This is a genomic window from Sphaerospermopsis sp. LEGE 00249 (assembly GCF_014299995.1).
Lineage (GTDB): Bacteria > Cyanobacteriota > Cyanobacteriia > Cyanobacteriales > Nostocaceae > Sphaerospermopsis > Sphaerospermopsis kisseleviana.
This window is the reverse complement of record NZ_JACJUZ010000010.1, coordinates 59,532-75,751: the sequence shown is the minus strand read 5'-3', so window position 1 is coordinate 75,751 and position 16,220 is coordinate 59,532. Positions and strand designations below refer to the sequence as shown.

Here is a 16,220-nt window from a genome sequence, read left to right as displayed (position 1 = left end):
CCACATTATATAATCCTGTATGGGTGAATCATTCCCATGGTAAAAATAGACAACAAACAGACAGTTTCACAGAAGAGGGCAAAGCATTGGCAATTTTACATTATCGAAATAAATAAAGATGTTTGAGCCAATGCTTTGCCCCTACAAATAGGACAATGAAAATTGTATTGATTGAGCGATCGCACCACATTATATAATCCTGTATGGGTGAATCATTCCCATGGTAAAAATAGACAACAAACAGACAGTTTCACAGAAGAGGGCAAAGCATTGGCAATTTTACATTATCGAAATAAATAAAGATGTTTGAGCCAATGCTTTGCCCCTACAAATAGGACAATGAAAATTGTATTGATTGAGCGATCGCACCACATTATATAATCCTGTATGGGTGAATCATTCCCATGGTAAAAATAGACAACAAACAGACAGTTTCACAGAAGAGGGCAAAGCATTGGCAATTTTACATTATCGAAATAAATAAAGATGTTTGAGCCAATGCTTTGCCCCTACAAATAGGACAATGAAAATTGTATTGATTGAGCGATCGCACCACATTATATAATCCTGTATGGGTGAATCATTCCCATGGTAAAAATAGACAATAAACAGACAGTTTAACAGAAGAGGGCAAAGCATTGGCAATTTTACATTATCGAAATCAATAAAGATGTTTGAGCCAATGCTTTGCCCCTACAAATAGGACAATGAAAATTGTATTGATTGAGCGATCGCACCACATTATATAATCCTGTATGGGTGAATCATTCCCGTGGTAAAAATAGACAACAAACAGACAGTTTAACAGAAGAGGGCAAAGCATTGGCAATTTTACATTATCGAAATCAATAAAGATGTTTGAGCCAATGCTTTGCCCCTACAAATAGGACAATGAAAATTGTATTGATTGAGCGATCGCACCACATTATATAATCCTGTAGGGGTGAAGCATTCCCATGGTAAAAATAGACAACAAACAGACAGTTTCACAGAAGAGGGCAAAGCATTGGCAATTTTACATTATCGAAATCAATAAAGATGTTTGAGCCAATGCTTTGCCCCTACAAATGGGACGATGAAAATTGTATTAATTGAGCGATCGCACCACATTATATAATCCTGTATGGGTGAAGCATTCCCATGGTAAAAATAGACAACAAACAGACAGTTTAACAGAAGAGGGCAAAGCATTGGCAATTTTACATTATCGAAATCAATAAAGATGTTTGAGCCAATGCTTTGCCCCTACAAATGGGACAATGAAAATTGTATTGATTGAGCGATCGCACCACATTATATAATCCTGTAGGGGTGAAGCATTCGCATGGTAAAAATAGACAACAAACAGACAACCTATATTAGCGAATGCTTCACCCTTCCCCATAACCATGACGCTATTAACAGGAATTTAATTTATGCCTTATAATCCCGAAATTCACCACCGTCGTTCCATCCGATTAAAAGGATATGACTATTCTCAAATAGGAGCATATTTTGTCACTATTTGCACCCATCACCGTAATTGTTTATTTGGTGAAATTGTCGATGGTGAAATGAAATTAAATACAAATGGTGAGGTAGCAAGGGGTTGTTGGTTATCTATTCCTCGGCATTTTCAAAGTGTAGAGTTAGATGAATTTCTGATCATGCCCAATCATGTACATGGAATTATTATCATAGTTAACAGTGAAGCAAAGCAAGATTTTTCACAATCGTTTTCTGATGGGAAGGGCGAAGCATTGGCAAAGCAAGATTTTTCACAATCGTTTTCTGATGGGAAGGGCGAAGCATTGGCAAATTTCAATTATCAACAACAACAAAATTTATCGAGCCAATGCTTCGCCCCTACAGTCCCTGGAATTAAACAGGTGAAAATTAATGGCACAAAACCACAATCTTTGGCAGCAATAATTCAAAATTATAAATCTGTTTCTACAAGGCGGGTGAATCGCATCAATAAAGCTCAAGGAAATGTGATTTGGCAACGTAATTTTCATGAACATATTATTCGTAATGAGGAAGAATTAAAAAATATTCGTCAGTACATTGTCAACAATCCAATAAATTGGGCAGAAGATGAGGAAAATCCTGTAAATGTTAATTAGCGATCGCCTTCATTATTGAATTATTAATCAAAAAAACCCCGCTGTTGGGAGGCTAAAGACAACTTATCAATTGATAATTGATAGTTGATAATTGATAATTGTTTTATTCAAGGCTTCCGCCGTGAGCGTCAGTGGTCAGTGAGTCTGTCGAACTGCCGAACGGTTTCAAACCTCCCCTTTCAAGTAAAAAAAGCAGAAAATTTAGCTTTTTTAATCCTCGGATTTTCAGGTACAGGTAATTGTCCATTATTGAAAAACCTAAACCAGCACAACAGCAATTGATCCGCCTAAAGCCGCAGAAATACCAGAAACAACTGCCGTCGCAAACAACCACCAAGCAGCATTAGCAGCAGCTTTGCGGGTTTCTTCTGCTTGACGTTGTGCTTGATGTTTTAACTGTTCTAGCCGATGTTGTGCTTCATGTTGTAGCTGTTCTGCTCGTTGTAAAACCATATTCCGAGCGTGTTCTATTCTGTCAATAATACGGTTAACATCTGCCTCAGAAATATCTTCACGGGAACTGAAAATAGCTACTAAAGTTTCACGATTGAAATGAGACAAGCGATCGCGCAATGCTTCAAACCCAGCTTGAGGATCTTCAAACAATTGACGGATATCATGCTGTATTCCTTCATAATTCAATTCCGGTCGTTCTAGAGAATTAAGATAATTACGAATCCTGGCAAAAATGCCTTCAATTGCATCTTGAATCCTTCTTTGAATACCCCGCACCTGTTCTACAAATTGGTCACGCACTGAGATCATATTATCAGCAATTCTCGCTGCTTCTTCATCTGTAATATCTTCCCGAATTTTCAACAAAGCGATAATTGTTTCTCTATCGAAATGGGAAAGGCGATCGCTGAAACTTTCCATCCCCACTCTGGGATCATGCAACAATAAATGCAAATCTCTCTTAATTCCTTCCGGGTGCAATTCTGCTTTACCAGTATGTCGTAAATACTCCTGTAAATAAGTTTGAAAATTTTGGATTATTTGTTGTGTTCTTGTTGCTAACCGACGGGGCGCACGGACTATATTTCTAATGGATGTTTGTACATTATCAATGATTTGATTAACTTGTTCCTCACTCAAGTCTTGACGTTGACTTAACAATTTCACCAAAGTATCTCTATCAATCCGTGATAACCGGCGACGCAATACCATAACACCCTCTCTAGGGTTTTCAAACAACCTTGTGAAATCTCGTTGAATACCTTCAGGATTCAATTCTTCCTTACCGGTATTTCGCAGATAATCTGCAATAGTCGCGGTGACAGAATCATATTGTTCCCGTGCTTTTTCCCCCACAAATTGCGGTATGTGGCGGATGTTATGCCATGATTCTTCTACTACATCAATCATTTGATGAACTTGTGCTTCTGTTAAATCTTGACGTTGACTTAATAATTGCACCAAAGTATCTCTATCAAAGCGAGATAACCGCGTCCGAATGGCTAAAATTCCCGCTTGGGGGTCTTCTAAAAGTCGTTTTAAATCAGCGCGAATAGCATCAGGGTTTAATTGTTCTTTGCCTGTATTTCGCAGATATGATTCCACATTTAACCAGAGAGTTTCCGCTTGATGTTGTGCCTGTTGTGCCAGTCCTAAAGATTCTACCAACACGCGATCGCGCTGCATTTCCAATTCATCTAAAATCGGATCTAAATCTCGTTCTTGAATATCATTGCGTGCTAACAGAATCTCAGCCATTTCTTCCCGTTCAACTTGTGCTAGTCGTCGGGATAAAGTTTGATAATCTGCTTCTGGATCTGCCAACAGCGGTTTAAAATTATTCTCAATTCCTGCTGATGTTAAATCTGCTTTCGGAGTCACCAGTAAATAACTTTCCACTCGTCTTTGCAAATCTTGGACAATTTCTCTTTCTTCCTGCGCTGTTACTATTACCAAAACCTCATCCCGCACCATTACCAATTGATCAGCAATTTGGTAAATTTGTGCTTGAGCTAATAATCCCTTAGCTTGCAAAATCTTGATAAAATCTTGACGGTTAATTTGCTCTAATTCCCTACGTATTACCCCAGGATCAGCCGCAGGATCATAAATCACATCTCGAAATTCTTGGGCAATTCTTTCTTGACTGAGTTGCCAAGGATAAGAGTTAAGTAAGTAGTTGTCAATATCTGCACGAATGGGATTATAAGGTTGTTCTGTAACTTGTTCTATGACTTTTTCTCTAGCAGTATTTAAGGAACGCCAAATTTTTTCTACATCCAAATCAGACAAATCTGCCCTACCTAACACTACCCCAGTCAGTGCTGATATTGCTTGTTGCATCATTCCTGGTTTTTGTTCTGTTTCTTTGGTAGAGTGAATTTCAGCAATTAATTGGTCAAGTTTGGCGTTAAGTTCATCGGTTTTGGTTTGTCCCGGAGGAAGGGATTTCAGATAGTTTACCAACTCACCTAAACTTTCTTTCGTAGGTTTTTGTTGACTCACTACTTGTTCCCAAACATTTTGTAAAGCGTCAGCAATGCGGTTAACTTCTCGTTGGGATAAATCGGTGCGACTGTTAACTAAATCAACAAACTGTTGACGGTCGATTTTTCCCAAGTCTGGACTGGTGGCGATCGCTTTAAATTGTGGTTCATTAAGTAAGCTTTTAAACTCATCCCGAATCTGCGATATATCAAGTTCTGGGGGACGTAGTTTTTCTATGTAATATTCTACGTTTTGGCGAATACTTGCGGGGGGAATGGCGCTTCCTAATTCCCGACGCACCGCCGAGGCAGCCGCTTCCGCAGTAGCTACCACTTGCTGATTTACAGACCTAGCGCCTAATGCAGCTGTAGCTGTACCCATAATCGCCTGAAAACTGGCAGTAGCCGTATTCACAACTGAACCTATTAAAGAACCAACTGTAGTTGAACTTACCCACATTAGTAATAGAAAATACGCTCCCCAAATGACTAAACCTAAAATTGCTCCTAATCCCGGATCTAAAATTAATAAACTCAATTTTACAGCTAAGAAACAAGCGATGAATAAAGCAATTGTGACTGTAACTAATGTCCAAATTCCCAACCTCGTGCCAATTTTGCGAATTGTGCCACCAAAACTTTCAATTTCCTGAGATTCTGAAGGATGTCCTAAATAGGAAATACCCGCAGCAATTGAGAGATTAGTTAACACTAATTGAAAGGCAAAGGCGAGAATTACTCCAGAAATTAAAGCCACAAAAAAGCGCGGACCAGATGTGAGAATCGAAGCCTGTGCTGGTGTGACGTTGGGAGTAGTTACAGGTACTTGTGCTATCCACAATAAGTGTTTGTATAGTTCCTGCATCATTTCTATTTCCTACCTCTAAGTTTAATTTTAAGTTTAATTTAAATTTGCACTGCCAAGTTAGTGTTTTACTCCTGACTCCTGTACGGGCGAAGTAGGGGCGAAGCATTCGAGCGATTAATGATCGGTATTTCCCAAAGGATATTTTCCGAATGCTTCGCCCCTACGACTCCTGACTCCTGCTATAATTACAAAGCTATGCAACATAAGGGTTTGACTGCCTCACTAATGACCACTGCTGGATGTAAATATTCAACTTGTCCAACCTTCAGAATCCAAGAAATTAGGGGATCTTAGCATCCATCTCAAGTGGGAAAGCCTTATATAACGTTAGATAGAAGTTGATGATTTTATTATTGTAAATTTATATAAATTCTAGCTGATTTATTAATATCAATACTGCTATTCTTTAGGTGAACATTTTTTTGCTTGGATTGTAGTAATTCAATTTTTGATAGCTGGTTTACATTGATTTAAATTAAAATTTTTTTTCACCATCTCAGGGTAGATTTATCTGGGTAAATAGCTTTTAAATTATCGTCCCTAAGAAATGCCTATAGTTTGTACCTATAGGCATAAAACAACTGTGTGTGTAAAAGCTACATTAAAGTTAAGCATAAAAAAAGTGAACAAAAGATTCAAAACATTAAACTTGAAACTTGTGAAACTTGTGAAACTTGTGAAACTTGTGAAACTTGTGAAACTTGTGAAACTTGTTGAAATTTGGAGGTAAAAAATGGAAACTCGCTCATCTACTGATATACCACCCGTTGCTAAAGCTTATAATGGTGTAGATCGTAATGCCTTTATTTTTGGTTGGAATCCTCAAGCAGAATTGTGGAATGGACGCTTGGCAATGATTGGATTTTTAGCTTATCTACTTTGGGATTTAGCTGGTTATAGCGTTCTTCGTGACATTTTACACATCTTGAGATATTAACGTCAGAAAGGAGATCCAGGAGTCAGGAGTCAGGAGTTATTTATTTTGGATTTTGGATTGTTTTTGTCATCTCCAATCTAAAATCTAAAATTTTCCTCCCCATCTCCCCTATCTTGTAACACCTAAATCCCTGACTTCTCAAAGAAGTTAGGGATCTATCTTTTGAGCATTTTATGTTGAAAGTAAAAAATTAAAGTAAAAAACGCACCAGCACATACAAAGCTGAAGTTATCAGCTGCAATAAGGTAACAGGAATACCATAATGTAGAAAAGTCTTAAAAGAAATGCGTTTTCCATGTTGTTCAGCAATACCAGCAGCCACAATATTAGAAGATGCTCCCACCAAGGTGCCATTTCCCCCCAAAGTTGCGCCAAACATCATGGCATAAAACAGTGGTAAAACTTCTGGGGGAAACTGTCCTTGAAAATCTGGTGATAAAACTTCTGCTGGTGCTAATCCCACATTCACAAGATATTGTTTCAACAAAGGAACCATTGCCACAACTAAAGGAATATTCGGTACAACACTTGATAAGATTCCTACTACAAATAACAAAAGTACAGAACCTAGCAAAATATTTTTACCTAAAATCAGCCCTAAAACACCTGATAAACTCTTAATCACACCTGTTTTATCCAGTCCTCCGATCAGGACAAAAATGCTCATGAAAAAAATTAAGGTACTCCAATCTACATCTCGCAAAATATTATGAACTGAATCAATTCTGCTTTTGTGTGCCAGTAATAAAGCTAAAGCAGCACCTAACAAAGCCACTGCCGCAGGGGAAATCGGTATTGGTAAAGATTCACCAATTACAAAAAATGTTAACACAAAAGCTACTATCACTCCCCCTACTATTAAAACTCGTGGATGATTGATTTGGGGATGGGGTAATTCTGCTAAATCATCTAAGTTTTTATGCCAAATTTTTCTAAATAAAATTGGTAGTGTTACTACAACAGTCAAAACAGCAATTACTCCTCCTAAACTTAATTTCCCTAAATAATCTATGAAGCTAATATTTACAGCATCACCTACAATAAATGTGGCTGGATCTCCTACTAATGTTAATAATCCGGCACTATTAGCAACAAACACCATCAAAATTAATAAAGGGACAAAATTAACTCCTATTTCTTGTGCCATTGGCGGAATTAATGGAGCTAATAACATGACTGTAGTAGCATTAGGTAAAACAGCACAAATTGGCGTAACTAATGCCACAATACCTAATAGTAATTTTTTGCCACTTCCTTGAGCAAGAATGACTATTTGTGTAGCTATATAACTAAAGATATTAGTCGGTTCAAATGCTCTTACTAATACCATCACACCAAAAAATAAACCCAAAGTTCCATGACTTTTACCAATATAGCTAACGGCTTCTGGTAAAGTCATGATATTAGCAAAGACTAATATTAATGCTCCCAAAAAAGCAGCTACCATTAGATCAATCCATTCCGTCATGATTACCACAATGACGGTGATAAATGTGATAACGCTGAAAACAGCTTGCCAGTTTTCCATATCATCTTCCCTGATAATGTGATTGTTTTTTATTGTGTGAAAAAGAGCGAAAAAGCCACCTATATGTAACTATAGGCGACTTAATAGTTGATTATTGGTGCATGGGCATTAAAAATGTATTAAGTAATTATTAGGTGATTAATCAAGACACCGAGGAATACCCAAAACAGCACAGGGAAAATGAGGATCTAAACTTTCAATCACAGGATGATTGATAGATTGACAACCTAAAACTAGAGCATCAGCAGTTTCTAATTCTACAACTTTTTTCAGTTCAGTAGATAAGTTACCAAATCGTAGATGAGATTTAAAATCACTCTGCCATTCTTGGGCTAAATTTTTGGCTTGCCAAAGAATTTTATCTGCTTTTTCCGGTGCTGAAGTGGTAAGTAACTGAGGTTTTGATGGCGTTAACACCATTGTTGTTGATTGGCTTAACTCAAAATATTGATGTGTCAAACCAGCCCAATTTGGTGGATAATTGAATTTATGATAATCAGAAATACTTGCCTGTTCTTCTAACACATAAACAGCCTGAACATTGACTTGAATATTGCTTGCTAAATGGGTTTGATGTGCAATACAAAAAGCAATATCTAAGGCTGTATGACTATTAGGAGAACCATCATAACCAACAATTAACTTGATGGATTTTACCAGTGAATTTTTCTCACTCAGGCATTTTTTTGGAGCAGGTAGTAATACCATTTGCTCAATCAGGTCATGGCGACCAATAGCACCTTGTAAACGTGCTAACAATGGCTTGATTGTCACAGCTTTAACTTCTCTCCCTTGAAACGAATGATGAATGAGAAGCAGGGATGCCAATTTTAGATTTTAGATTTTAGATTTTGGATTCATAAGTAAGTATTCCGCTATCAGTAATCAGCTTTTTTAAACGCACCATGAAAAACGACCATTTTATCACCAAATGATTAAGCAAGCATTCTGATTTCTGACTCGTTAATTCTTACATTCCTAGTTCATCCAAAATCATTGACTAAAATCGCAGATTGATTAAGGAAAACCCAAGAACAACTGGTATTACAGCCAAGGTTTTGGGAGTTCCTTCCATTGCCGACGGAGTTAGCTGACGGGCTAAGACTGGAAGGTGTCTTTCAATTAAGATTCGCCCCAATTATTTGGTTCCTCCGCTTCAAATCCAGCTTTCATGAATTTGAATTAGGCTACCCACAGGTAAGCATTCAGCGATCAGTAATCAGCAGTCAGCTTTTTAATGGTTACGCCCAAAATCTGTATTTGATCATCTACCGATTTATCAAATATTCTGAAATACTGATGCCTCAATCCTGAATACTGATTGAATTGTAGCTTATATTTCTGAATTTGTATACCCAGGAAATAATAATTTATTTTACTCCTCTGAAGTAAAGTAACGGTCTAAAAAATTCAAGGCGTGGTTGCGTAATTCAAAGTATTCTTTAGAATTGCGGATCGCACTGCGATCGCGTGGACGTTTAAACGGAACTTTGAGAATTTCTCCGATAGTGGCGCATGGTCCATTGGTCATTAGAACAATGCGATCGGACATATAAATTGCCTCATCTACATCATGGGTAATCATCATGACTGCTTGACGATGATTTTCCCAGATATCTAATACCTGACGCTGCAATTTACCACGAGTTAAAGCATCTAAAGCCCCAAATGGTTCATCCATTAATAACATTTTCGGACGAATTGCTAAAGCTCTAGCAATACCCACCCTTTGTTTCATACCTCCAGAAATTTCATCGGGATATTTATCTGCGGCTGCCGTTAAGTTTACCATTGCCAAGTGTTCATTCACAATGCTAATTTTTTCGGCACGATTTGCACTTTTTAGCACTTCATCCACAGCTAAACGGATATTTTCCCGCACAGTTAACCACGGTAACAAGGAATAATTTTGAAAAACCATCATTCTATCTGCACCTGGTTTGCGGATTTCTTTACCATCTAAGCGAACTGAACCTGATGTAGCTCTTTCAAAACCGCCAATACTTTTTAGTAATGTTGATTTACCACAACCAGAATGACCAATTACAGAAATAAATTCATCTTCACCAATTGTCAAATTAACGCCATCTAAAACAACAAACTCTCCTTTATCTGCTGTGGGATAAGACTTCACTAAATTTTCAATTTCTAAAAATCCGTGACGGGGCTGAACTTGTTGAAAATTATCATTTTCTAAGGAAGTATATCTCATGATTAAATTCTCCTGAATTAGTTAATAGTTTGTCGTGAAAATTAAGACATGAAGAAACGAATGGGAGCATTTGCTTTGATAGCAAAACTATTGAGATAGCCGACGGGATCACCGGGATCAAAGCCTTTTTTATCTATGAATACTTCTGGGGGTTCAACTTTATAATCATCCTTGGGACATGGAATCCCCATTTCTGTGGCTATCTCTCGATATAAATCTGTTCTCCAACCTTTTTCGGCTACTTGTTCAGCGTTTTTAGGGATTTCTTTAATTTGTCCCCAGCGTGCTGCTTGAGTCATTAACCAAATACTCCGAGAACGCCATAAAAAGGTGGAATGTTCTCCTGGTTCTTGAGGAACGTTATCAGGCAGATCATAAAAAATTGTGGTATCTTCAGCTTTGATTGTGCGGTCTTTACCATCAAAACCACCATAGTTGTAATTACCAATAATTCCTGGAGCAGTCAATTTACTAATGGGCGCATCTTGCTTTTTTGGTTTTGCACCAGTAAAAGAACGATCTGTTAATAATTCGGCTACTTCTTGGTGGTTTTCGGGTTTACTGCAATACTGACAAGCTTCTATCATTGCCTTTACCAAAGAGCGGTAAGTTTTGGGATAATTGACTATAAAAGATTCCATTACTCCTAATAGTCTGTCTGGGTGTCCGTACCAAATTTCTTTACCTTGAGCGAATGTAAAACCAATACCTTCGTTACCTGTAATTGCTCTAGTGTTCCAAGGTTCGGCGACCATATATGCTTGCATTGCCCCAATTCTCATATTTGTCACCATTTGCGGTGGGGGAGTAATAATGATGCGAAATTCTTTAAATGGGTCAACACCAGCAGCAGCAGCAAGATAGCGAGCAAAGTATTCATAAATAGCAGAACTCAGAACTACTGCCCAAACCTTCTTTTCTGGGGGTTGTTGGTGAAAATAACCTCGAAAATCTCGCCCAAATGCTTCTAATGCCCCATCACCGTATTGTTGCTGATATTCATACCAAGGACGTATACCAAAGTCCCACATATCTTTATTCATGGTCATGGCGTTACCATGTCGGTGTATGGTCATAGCTGCACATAGGGGGGCATGACGCGCACCTTCTGCACCTATTCGAGCGTTAGTGACTGCACCAGAGACGACGGGGGAAGCGTCGAGACGACCAAATATTAACCCGTCGCGGGAGTTTGCCCAACTAGCTTCGCGGTTGAGTTTGACATTTAAGCCATATTTGCGGAAGAAACCTTTTTTCCAGGCGATCGCAAATGGCGCACAATCATTAACAGGAACATAACCAATAATAAGATCAGGTTTTTCTAATTCTTGAGGTTTAACTACTGGTTCTACAGCTAAAGCTTCTGCTGTCAGTCCTTTAGCAGACCTATCTCCAGAAACAGCACAGGATGACAACGCTATTCCCGCAGTCGTTAAACCTATTCCCTTGATAAAATCTCTGCGAGTCCAATTATTTTCACTCATAATTGTCTACAATTTTGAATTTTAGATTTTAGATGATGAAAAATTCAATGGATAAGCTTTGTCAGCTTCCATCTTTTGACATCATTTTGCAAATTGGTATCAGTTTTATCTCTCAATGTGGAACAGGCATCTTGCCTGTCATAGCTGTAACTAAATTGTTGACGTTTTCCCTGTTTACTTCACACTTCCTGGACGATGGGTAACAAATTCTTGAAGTTTACCCACCGCGTAATCTAAAACTAAACCAGTTAAACCAATTACAAACACCGCCAAAAATACAGAACTGAGATTTAAACGACTCCATTCGTCCCAAACAAAAAACCCAATTCCAATACCACCTGTTAACATTTCTACAGCCACAATTACCAGCCAAGCAATACCTAAACTAATCCTTAAACCTGTGAAAATATAAGGCAAACTGGCAGGCCAAATAATTTTAATAATCTGCCGCCAACGTGGCATTTCTAACACCTGTGCCACATCTATATAATCTTTGGGTACGCTAGAAACTCCCAAGGCAGTATTAATCATAGTCGGCCAAAGGGAAGTAATGAAAATCACAAAAATAGCTGAAGGATCTGCCAAATTGAAAATAGCTAAGGAGATAGGCAACCAAGCTAGGGGTGAAACAGGTTTAAATATCTGAATGATGGGATTAAAAGCCAGCATTGCTGGTCTAGACATCCCTATTAAAAACCCACAGGGAATTGCTACTAATGCACCTAAACCAAAACCTAATATTACCCGGCGTAAACTTGCTAATAGTAACCAACCAATTCCTAAATTACCGGGTCCTCGTTCATAAAAGGGATTTAAAATGTAGTCAAGATTGGCAATTAAAGCTTCAGGTGGTGTAGGCATTAATTCATGATTAGCAAATGCTATTACCCACCAGAGTAAAATTATTCCTGAAAAACCCACAACGGGCAATAAGAACTCATCACGAAAAATGACAGGTTTTGCTTTTTTCCACGCCAATTGTCCAGCCACAGCAAAAATTGCAGCTAAATTCAGTTGTAAAATCATATTGTAACCTCAACAGAGTTCAGTACAGATACACTGAATCTGAGCAGTACCAGCCTTGGACACTGATGAGATCAAAACATTATCAAATGCTGTCTCTTCAGTCCCCTCTCAATGCCTACGAAGTTAGCTGACGGACTAGGGTTGAGAGATACCCCTTTTTGGGCAATTTTGGCTGATTTCCTAACATTAACTTAGGAATTTATTAACCAATCGCCACAAAAATACGCCCCAAAACTTGGTTCCTCCGTTCCAACGCTGTTGACTCTGGTGCGTTGGATTAGGCTGACTTACTCATAATTAATAGTAACAGCAAAAATTTAGCATTGATATACAGTAATAACATCAGTATCTAAACTAAAAATTAGTTACTTAACTACTGAGATCAAGCGATTAAATTGATTTTGCACAGTACATTAAATATAGATTGTCAGATTAGCAAGAAAACATTATCATTCCTAAATTCTTACAATAAATCTCGTTTTTTCAATTTAGCTAACGCATCCTCAGCCGCAGCTTTTTCTGCTTCTTTTTTACTCTTACCTCTTCCTTCTCCCAACTCTTTACCATCTACAAATACTTTAGAAATAAATTCCGGTGCATGATCTGGACCTCCAGCTTTTTCTGTGACATATTTAGGAGGTTCTTGGATACCTTGAGCTTGGGTTAACTCTTGCAATCTATTTTTTGAATCTACATTTGATCTCGGTTCTACCACATCTTCTGATACAGAATCAAATAATGGTTCAAGAATGACTTTGAGTGGTTCAACATTACAATCATTATCTAAATAATATGCACCAATTACAGCTTCAAAGGTGCTACTTAAAAGGTTAGGATTTTGAAGACCTCCATCTCTAATTGTACCTTTTCCTAATCGCATTCTAAAATCTAAACCAACTTCTAAAGCAAATTTTGCTAGTTGTTTTTCTTCGACTAATGCAGAACGAAGACGGGTTAATTCATCTTCTCCTTTTTCGGGGTGACGACGGTACAAATATTCTCCACTGAGAAAGTTTAAAATTGCATCTCCGAGAAATTCTAAGCGTTCGTTGTGTTCTCCTTCTCCTGGGTTTTCGTTCACATAAGAACGATGGGTTAATGCTTGACGCAAGAGTTTTTCGTTATGAAATGTGAGAAGTTTGTGCATTTTATCTTTTATTTTTGCTGTTGTAGCGAATGTGAAAAATGAGAAAACCGCAAGGTGCGGTTATCATGAACCAGTTATTTCTATAAACTGGTATTATCAATCAAGACAAATTCAGGCTGCTATTTGGTTTAATTCCATCAAAAATAAGTGCTGATTTTGTCTTTTGACTTTACCTTCTTTGACAACCATATCAATAAATTGTCCAAAACTTTTAAATTTCTTCCCATCAGGTGTAGATATGGTAGCAACTCCTTGATAATTAGGCCAAATTTGACGCATTAATTCATTAAGATAGCTGTAATTGGTGGGTTTATTTTGGCTGAGTGCTTTATTTACAGCTTTAACTAAAGATTCTACAGCTTCATTGTAGCTAATTTGAGCATGGATGACATTTACTTGAGGTTGATTTGTTCTCTCAACTAATGCAGGTAAGTCATCTATAAAGCGGAAATTTTCAGCATCAACTAGGTTGATTAAGCTGTTGTGCAGCTAGATTGTATAATAGGGAATTAAGTAACTAAGCGATCGCTTCTGAATTATGCCAGCAAAAAACCATCTGTCTCAAGAACAGAGAGAAAAGCTATTAAAACACCTAAAAGAGCAAGATAATCCTTATGTAAGAGAGAAAATACTAATATTATTGTTGATGAATGATGGGAAAACTTACCAGGAAATAAGTGATTTTTTAAACATAGCATATACAACTGTAGCATATTGGGCAGTGCATGGAGCACCGGATAACATAGACAGTTTTTTAGATGGAAGAAGAGAAGGTAACTTCCGTAAAGTAACCAAAGAATATGAGAATTTGTTGTTAGAAGTAATTGAGAAGAACCCTGATGAATGTGGATATGAATTTGGCAGATGGACATCAGCAAGATTAGCGACATATCTAGAAATAGAGACAGGAATAAAGTTAAGTAGTTCGCAAGTAAGGAGAATTTTAGAGAGAAAAAAGTACGTTTACCTTTGGGCAAAGTATAGCCTAGAGGATAAACAAAGTCCAGAGAAGCGTAAGTTATTTAAAGAAAAATTAGCTGAATATTTAAAAATAACAAAATCATCACCAGAGCGTTTACAGGTATGGTTTTGGGACGAGAGTGGATTTAGTTTAAGAGTGATAAGAAGAAAAACATGGGGAAAGAAAGGCAAGAGAAAAGAGGTAACAGGACAAAGAAGAAGGGGAAGAGTGAATATTATGGGAGGATTGCGTTATCATGACAAGAAAAGAATAAATTTTGTGATTAAACAGGGAAATGCAGATGTGTTTTATGAACAGTTGAAATCTCTCAACTATTTTTTAAAACAGGAATGGATAGAAGCAGGAAATAAGCCTGAAGACTTTAATGATAATTCAGCTAAAATAGTGATTATTCTTGATAATGCTAGTTACCATAAAAGAAAAGATATTTTGGCTCGTATTGAAGCAGAAATGCCAAATATTATTCTGGAATTTTTACCACCTTATAGTCCAGATTATAATTTAATTGAACTGGTATGGCATTCAGCGAAAGAATATATAGCCCACAGATTATTTGAATCAGTAGAACAGTTAGAAGAATTATTAAATAAATTGCTAAACGAAGGAGGTCTTATTATTAAATGGGAGCGCAAAGTTAAAAATAAAGGTAATGCTGTTTATTCGATTTAGCTGCACAACAGCTTATTCAGCTTTGAATGTCCAGCACCAGATCCCCGAATTATTTGATAAGTAGGGGATCTGAATTTTTCAAGTTATTAAATTGTATTGATATCAATCCCTTTAGCTTGCAATTTAGCTAATAAGTCTTGATATTTTTGTTGTTCCTTTTCCGCACGTTCATATTCCTGTTCTGCACGTTGTTTTTCCTGTTCTAATTGTTGATGTAGTTCAACAGAGGTGAGAAACTTCCTACCATCAGGATAATAAATTTCTAAATTATCTGATATTAACTCAAAACGGATACCCAAACGAGGACTTACCCAATTATTAATTTCTTCAATTTCTTCTAACCATTCTTGATTTTTCAAATATCCTACTAACTCAATAGTATCAGGATCATAAACATAATATTCTTCTACACCATATCTTTGATAAAATAGCATTTTTTCCGCCATTTCTTTAGTCCGATTTCCGGGAGAAAGAATTTCAAAAACCACCTGGGGAGCAATATTATTTTCTGAGCATTGTTTATAAGAACCCCGATCCCCTTTAGGTCTACCAAATACTACCATAACATCGGGTGCTTGTCTGGTTTTGACACTTCCCTCCGCAGGATACCATAACAAATCACCTGCAATAAATACATCAGGATTTTCAGCAAAAATAATTTCTAAATTTTCTTTAATTTTAACGATCCATTGATATTGTTTAGTATTGTCAAACATGGGTTTTCCGTCACTATCTGGGTAGATGATTTCTGGTTTTGTTTCTGGTGTCAGTTGTTGTACCATATCTATAATCTCCATTTTACCAAAGGTAAATAATTGTTT

The 16,220-nt window shown here is 37.2% G+C and carries 14 protein-coding genes and 2 riboswitches; of the genes, 5 read left to right on the top strand and 9 right to left on the bottom strand.

The window, feature by feature from the left end; translation table 11 throughout:
- Positions 1-723: 723 nt before the first annotated feature.
- The 3 genes from H5968_RS25510 to H5968_RS05745 all read left to right on the top strand — a co-directional run bounded on the left by H5968_RS25510 (position 724) and on the right by H5968_RS05745 (position 2,105).
- The gene (locus H5968_RS25510; protein ID WP_255427058.1) at positions 724-852 is read left to right on the top strand and encodes a hypothetical protein; all 129 of its coding nucleotides are present in this window, start codon (positions 724-726) and stop codon (positions 850-852) included.
- A 239-nt stretch (positions 853-1,091) separates the two neighbouring features.
- Positions 1,092-1,220, top strand: a complete 129-nt coding sequence (locus tag H5968_RS25505) for a hypothetical protein (protein WP_255427057.1) — start codon at positions 1,092-1,094, stop codon at positions 1,218-1,220.
- Positions 1,221-1,415: 195 nt separating this feature from the next.
- The gene (locus tag H5968_RS05745; protein WP_187039147.1) at positions 1,416-2,105 is read left to right on the top strand and encodes a transposase; all 690 of its coding nucleotides are present in this window, start codon (positions 1,416-1,418) and stop codon (positions 2,103-2,105) included.
- A gap of 258 nt (positions 2,106-2,363) precedes the next feature.
- On the opposite strand, the gene H5968_RS05740 is transcribed toward H5968_RS05745, so the two are convergent.
- Positions 2,364-5,411: a YrzE family protein gene (locus tag H5968_RS05740; protein WP_187039162.1), complete on the bottom strand. Its 3,048-nt coding sequence runs from the start codon at positions 5,409-5,411 to the stop codon at positions 2,364-2,366.
- Between the two features lie 736 nt (positions 5,412-6,147).
- Here H5968_RS05740 and H5968_RS05735 point away from each other — a divergent pair.
- The gene (locus H5968_RS05735) at positions 6,148-6,351 is read left to right on the top strand and encodes a chlorophyll a/b-binding protein (RefSeq protein ID WP_096568732.1); all 204 of its coding nucleotides are present in this window, start codon (positions 6,148-6,150) and stop codon (positions 6,349-6,351) included.
- 190 nt (positions 6,352-6,541) lie between these two features.
- Here the strand turns inward: H5968_RS05735 and H5968_RS05730 are convergent, their stop codons facing one another.
- The 7 genes from H5968_RS05730 to H5968_RS05700 form a co-directional block, all read right to left on the bottom strand.
- Positions 6,542-7,879 carry an SLC13 family permease gene (locus tag H5968_RS05730; RefSeq protein WP_187039146.1) on the bottom strand — a complete coding sequence of 446 codons (1,338 nt, stop codon included), beginning with the start codon at positions 7,877-7,879 and terminating at the stop codon, positions 6,542-6,544.
- A 138-nt stretch (positions 7,880-8,017) separates the two neighbouring features.
- Positions 8,018-8,707 (bottom strand): universal stress protein, encoded by a 690-nt coding sequence (locus H5968_RS05725; protein WP_242027481.1) that lies wholly within the window; start codon positions 8,705-8,707, stop codon positions 8,018-8,020.
- A gap of 235 nt (positions 8,708-8,942) precedes the next feature.
- Positions 8,943-9,078: riboswitch (cyclic di-AMP (ydaO/yuaA leader) on the bottom strand.
- 176 nt (positions 9,079-9,254) lie between these two features.
- Entirely contained in the window at positions 9,255-10,091 is an 837-nt protein-coding gene (locus H5968_RS05720; protein WP_187039145.1) for an ABC transporter ATP-binding protein, read from the bottom strand.
- A gap of 41 nt (positions 10,092-10,132) precedes the next feature.
- Positions 10,133-11,575 (bottom strand): ABC transporter substrate-binding protein, encoded by a 1,443-nt coding sequence (locus H5968_RS05715; protein WP_187039144.1) that lies wholly within the window; start codon positions 11,573-11,575, stop codon positions 10,133-10,135.
- Positions 11,576-11,749: 174 nt separating this feature from the next.
- Positions 11,750-12,601, bottom strand: coding sequence for a nitrate ABC transporter permease (gene ntrB, locus H5968_RS05710; protein ID WP_096568748.1), 852 nt, complete (start codon positions 12,599-12,601; stop codon positions 11,750-11,752).
- 98 nt (positions 12,602-12,699) lie between these two features.
- Positions 12,700-12,895: riboswitch (cyclic di-AMP (ydaO/yuaA leader) on the bottom strand.
- A 169-nt stretch (positions 12,896-13,064) separates the two neighbouring features.
- Complete coding sequence (gene rnc, locus H5968_RS05705; RefSeq protein ID WP_187039143.1) at positions 13,065-13,748, bottom strand: ribonuclease III; 684 nt, start codon at positions 13,746-13,748, stop codon at positions 13,065-13,067.
- A gap of 111 nt (positions 13,749-13,859) precedes the next feature.
- Positions 13,860-14,027, bottom strand: a complete 168-nt coding sequence (locus H5968_RS05700; RefSeq protein ID WP_187039142.1) for a hypothetical protein — start codon at positions 14,025-14,027, stop codon at positions 13,860-13,862.
- A gap of 259 nt (positions 14,028-14,286) precedes the next feature.
- Here H5968_RS05700 and H5968_RS05695 point away from each other — a divergent pair, with 259 nt between their 5' ends.
- Positions 14,287-15,399: an IS630 family transposase gene (locus H5968_RS05695; protein WP_187039141.1), complete on the top strand. Its 1,113-nt coding sequence runs from the start codon at positions 14,287-14,289 to the stop codon at positions 15,397-15,399.
- An 86-nt stretch (positions 15,400-15,485) separates the two neighbouring features.
- Here H5968_RS05695 and H5968_RS05690 read toward each other — a convergent pair whose 3' ends face one another.
- Complete coding sequence (locus tag H5968_RS05690) at positions 15,486-16,181, bottom strand: Uma2 family endonuclease (RefSeq protein WP_187039140.1); 696 nt, start codon at positions 16,179-16,181, stop codon at positions 15,486-15,488.
- Positions 16,182-16,220 lie beyond the last annotated feature (39 nt).